The following is a 5,404-nucleotide window of genomic DNA, read 5'->3' as shown; positions in this document are numbered from 1 at the left end:
CTGTTATTTTTTGATCATTATACTCTATCTAATTGATATTATTAAATAATGTGGCATTAAGCGCATCCAGTTACTGCGTTTCATTCACGAGCAGGATCTGTACTGATACCATACTTTTTCAATTCTCGGACAGCCTCCTAGGGCATTATTCATACCTCCAAAATTTAAACTAGCAACAATTAATAGTAAGTTGAAAATTCGCCGAAATAAATCGGATTGTTGTCTATCATTATTTAAATATATCATATGTTTAGTCCTAAATATTAGGGTGATTTATTAATTAATTTGCTTTGACATGGCTTTATGAAATGCGGTGTATGCCCAGCAAAAACAAAATTTGATCGTTATAAAAGCGACTTATAGCAAAAAACATGAGCGATTTTGAAACGAATAAAATCATTTAGCAAAATGGTGATTGAGTACAATCAGAACATTGCTGTCAAAATCATAAAGTATGAAAACAAATAACATGCCATATGTTTGTAATAAGATATTTTTCAATGCCTTATTGTTTTTCATTGATACAATTTTTCTATGGCTCTCATGCCACTGTAAAAAAAACTGACGATCCTAAGCGATAGGAATGGGACATACCTTATTAATACCTGCGAGGATTAAATAAGTCGAAATGACCATGATAAGATAATTCGTATCAATTAGGACGTGACCGAGGGTCCACCGACTCATGCCGCATTCCCAACGCCAATAAATACTGGAAGCTCGCCAATAATTCGATGAATCAGCTATAAATCAAACAACCCGGTAAGGCGGATTCGTCATCAGGCAATCCGCCATGGCTTTAAAGAATCTTGGCGTTTTGCTATCGCGAAAACGCCCTACCGATTATCGATTTTTACATTGGTTTGTATTTTTTGACTTAATTTGTCGCCATTCATATTTACGTGACTTGCTCTAAATCTTCCGTTGCTTCTTCTGAAGGATTTCCAAAAAACACACGCTCATCCGCTCACCCTAATATCCTTAAGTTCAGGGCATTGCCGCTCATCCCCCCACAAAAAACGTATTGCATGTCATCAATTATTAACGGTTTAGAAATCATAAAGACATATATCAAAAGTAAGGTTTGAGGGTCGACCCGATAGAATTTTCGACAACACCTTAACCTTCGTTGGAGCATATCATGAACTTAAGTAGAGTGATTCTCGCAGTTGTATTTGCTGTCACTACAGCATCATCAATGGCGGTATCTGCCGATCAAAAAAACAATAAATCAGATGCACGTTTTGGTCAAAATATCCAGTTAGGGCCAAGGCCTTATTTCCTGGTTGACGCTATGGAAAAAAGCGACCTTAAAGAAGCATTACAACAGTGCTCTGAAGGTCCCTTTTATAAATCGGACTTTTCGATAGGTCATCGCGGAGCCCCTTTGCAATTCCCCGAACATACCAAAGAATCATACGAAGCAGCTGCTCGAATGGGCGCCGGCATTCTTGAATGTGATGTCACATTTACGAAAGACAAGGAATTGGTTTGCAGGCATTCTCAATGTGATCTTGAAACAACGACCAATATTCTGGAAACCGATTTGGCCGGAAAGTGTTCCGTTCAACCGGATTTGGGCAGTGAGACGCCTTACAAAAATGTCAGCTGTTGCACCAGTGATATTACGTTGGCTGAATTTAAAACATTGAAAGGCAAAATGGATGCCGGTAATCGTAATGCCAAAACATTGAATCAATTTATGAATGCCACAGCCAGTTTTCGAACTGATTTATATTCATCCAAAGGCACGTTGTTGACGCATAGAGAAAGTATCCGTTTGTTTAAAAAACTGGGCGTCAAAATGACTCCGGAATTGAAATCAGCCAGCGTAGCGATGCCTTTTAATGGTTTCACTCAACAGGCTTACGCGCAAAAAATGATTAATGAATACAAAATGGAAGGTGTGCCTGCCAAAAATGTATATCCTCAATCGTTTGGCCTTGAAGACGTTCGTTACTGGATTGCCAACGAACCCAAATTCGGCAAACAAGCTGTTTACCTGGAAACGCTGGATGTTCCTGAACAAGTCCCGGCGGCTATCACCAAGTTACCTTCGCTTGCCGCTGAAGGCGTGAAAATTGTAGCGCCTCCTATGTGGGTTCTGGTGACCCTGGATGCCAACAACAAGATCGTTCCTTCAGAGTATGCCCGAGCAGCGAAAGCCGCAGGCCTGGAGATTATCACCTGGACGATTGAACGCTCCGGTCTGTTGAAAAACGGTGGCGGTTACTATTATCAATCCATCACTGACGGTATTAAGTCAGATGGCGACATGATGGTTCTTTTGGATGTCTTGGCTCAGGATGTAGGGATTATGGGCATATTTTCAGATTGGCCCGCAACTGTCACTTATTATGCTAACTGCATGAACTTGAAATAAAGGTGTATTGACCCGGCTGGCTTACTTGGCAACAACAGCCGGGTTTTTTATTCCGAAAGGCTTAATCTCATTTATCCTCTAGACTGTATGCAATATCAAACAGAACCTGAGTATTTTGAAGAAAGGACGATGCGTTGTTAACAGAATTGCAGGTACTTTTAAGAAAATAATGAACCGGGAATATCATTGCTGGCATAGCCCACGATTGTGGCGGAATATGGAGTTACTGGTTTTCGGCCATGCCGGAGCCAAGGTTCTGATGTTCCCCACCCGTGAAGGTCGGTTTTTCGAATACGAAATGCTGGGAATAGTCCACGCATTGGCACATAAGATCAACGCAGGACATCTTCAATTGTATTGTGTTGACAGCATACCCTGGGAGACCTTTTATTGTGATTGGCGACATCCGGCCGACAAGATAGGCCGCTATATCCAATTCGAAGAATACATTCTTAATGAAGTTCTGCCTTTTATGGCCTGGAAAAATCAGCATCCCTGCACTATTGTTCAGGGCTGTAGCCTGGGGGCGTTCCAGGCGGCTAATATCGCCTTCCGCCACCCTCACCTCTTTCAAAAGTTATGTGCGTTTTCAGGCCGTTATGATCTGACCCTGGCTGTTGAAGACTTTTATAATCTGTTTGACGGCTATTACGATGAAAATATCTACCACAACACCCCGACGCACTTTCTTCCTCAACTCGAGTGTCATTGGTACTTAGAGCATTTACGCAACATGGACATGGTTTTCACAATCGGTAAAGAGGACCCATTTCTTGGCAATAATCACCATCTGAGTCATATTTTGTGGTCCAAAGGGATTTGGCATGCTTTGCACGAATGGGATGGACGGGCTCACCGCGCCAGTTATTGGCGAAAAATGGCGGCATTTTATATCTGACACCAAGCCCGCCTGAAAACTACCAGTGCAAAGCGCGTAACCGGGGAAATTTCTTATGTTGATGCTCTTGCATACGAATCACCACGTTAACCAAGGCTTCCAAGGCATCAATAATGTAAGGGCCTTTATTCAACATCACGCATTCAGCTCTGACTGCCATGGCCGCATCGGTAAACTCCGGCCTGGATTTCGTGCCTTTTTTGGCTATGGATTCGAGTACCTGGGTAGCCCAAATTACTGGTACATGGCCCGCTTCACACAACCAGAGCAACTCTTCCTGAATTTCTGCCAGGCGCGCACTTCCCAGTTCTACCGCCAAATCTCCTCGGGCAATCATAATGCCCAAACTCTGACGGCCTATGGTGCCGAGTATGATTTCCGGTAAATTTTTAACCGCGCGATTCGTTTCTATTTTGGCAATGATAGGGAGATCCGTAGCGCTGCGTTTTGCCAGTTCATCGATCAAGCACCCCATGTCCGCCAGTGATTCAACAAACGAAAAGCCGATTAAATCAGCATGAGAACAAACAAAATCCAGGTCCTCCAGATCTTTTTGACTCAATGCCGGCAAGGCCAAATCCGTTTCGGGAAAGTTAATGCCTTTGTCGCTCAAAATTGAGACACCGCTGCTGCGCGTTTTAGTTACACGTAATAAGACACCTTGTTCTGTAATCGTTTCGACGACGGCCCCCAGCTTGCCGTCATCAATCCAGACGGGGTCGCCGACTTTCAATCGATTGATCGCATGCGACAAGGTGCAACCGATCTGAGCGGGTTTAATCGTCACGCCCTGGTCATCTATCACGGACGGAGCCCCCAATTGTGAAGCATCAGTCAACAGCAACAGATCGTCTTTAAACAGCAAAATTTTCTTGGGTAAGCCGTCAAAGCGGCCAATTTTACACGTCAACTCAGGTGTCTCAGCCCCATCAGCGTCAGCCAACAACTGTAATTCACATTCTGAAATCAGATAACTGCCTTGTTCGCATCTGACTTGCCATTCAGAATCGGCAAGCAATTGTTCAACAATGAGTTGGCGGCATTTGCCTCTCGAATCTTCAAAGACAAGACGGTGACCCGCCTTCAAGCTATGAAAAAATGCTTCCGGCACTGTCACTCTAAATAAACCAGCGTCTTCTGGAACGGTTTGCCCAGCGCCAACTTGCCCGTTGACCAGTATCAATCTGCCCGGCATTACCGTTTTTCCATAAGCATCGCGTTTAACTTTAATATGATGAACAGCGGGACCCAATTCAATTGCACCGGTTCTGATTTTGTGCCCGGCCAGATCCATCAAGACTCGACAACTGCGACCAGTTTCCGCTTCGGCTCTGCGAATATTCCGGATCATGGCTTGCCATATTTGGGGGTTATCATGAGCACAATTGATTCGGGCACACGTCATGCCTTTACTCAGTAACGCGTTGACCAATGGATAGTCCCATGCCGAATCAGTTCCCAGCGTTACCATGACATGCGCTTTACTTTTTTCAAAATAGGCACCAAACAATTCGATAGTATGCTGTTCAAGCAGTTGCTGTCCTCTATTGAAGCCAAATTCATGAGGATTTTTATCAACTTCGATAACTTTTTTATCGGTAGCGCGCATCAACAAGTTAATGACGGCATCGAGTGTCGATAAAACCGAAGATTCCGCCCGCCCCAGAGAAGACAAACCCACTTGTGCCAGACGCTGCTGTAAATGTCTTAAATCAAACTGTCTGAGCGCCAAATAATGGGCCAGATTAATAGCACTCTTGGTAAAGACGCCGGATCGATAATATTCTGAATATTTTGTTAATCTTAAATCGGCGTTTTCAACCACATGACTGCGGATCTCGCAGACATCCAGCAATAACTGTTTTAGCGTATCACAATAAGAATCGTGAGAAATTAATGACATTTTGTCTTGAATGACCATGAGTATCTCGAAGTTTGGAAAAAGCAGGTGCTACATTAAGGTTTGGGTACCTATAACTTGCCTATTTAGTGCCTGAAAGAAAATCAAAATATGCCATATAATACAATATGTTATAATTAATACGAAGCACCAAGATCTATCGTGCTGGCACCGATTTTACCACTTATCCGCCTAAAATAGGCTTGTCAGTGGCTAAAACCAC

3 protein-coding genes are annotated in these 5,404 nt (G+C 43.3%); 2 read left to right on the top strand and 1 reads right to left on the bottom strand.

The features are described from left to right. The first annotated feature begins 1,141 nt into the window (after positions 1–1,141). Positions 1,142–2,383 (top strand): glycerophosphodiester phosphodiesterase family protein, encoded by a 1,242-nt coding sequence (locus Q7V32_RS13595; RefSeq protein WP_304897527.1) that lies wholly within the window; start codon positions 1,142–1,144, stop codon positions 2,381–2,383. Between the two features lie 217 nt (positions 2,384–2,600). Further along, positions 2,601–3,281, top strand: a complete 681-nt coding sequence (locus tag Q7V32_RS13590; RefSeq protein ID WP_304897526.1) for an esterase family protein — start codon at positions 2,601–2,603, stop codon at positions 3,279–3,281. A 19-nt stretch (positions 3,282–3,300) separates the two neighbouring features. On the opposite strand, the gene Q7V32_RS13585 is transcribed toward Q7V32_RS13590, so the two are convergent. Then, positions 3,301–5,202, bottom strand: coding sequence for a pyruvate kinase (locus Q7V32_RS13585; RefSeq protein WP_304897525.1), 1,902 nt, complete (start codon positions 5,200–5,202; stop codon positions 3,301–3,303). Positions 5,203–5,404: the final 202 nt, after the last annotated feature.

It is taken from the genome of Methylicorpusculum sp., from assembly GCF_030651835.1.
Taxonomy (GTDB): Bacteria; Pseudomonadota; Gammaproteobacteria; order Methylococcales; family Methylomonadaceae; genus Methylicorpusculum.
This window is presented reverse-complemented; position numbering and strand designations above follow the sequence as displayed.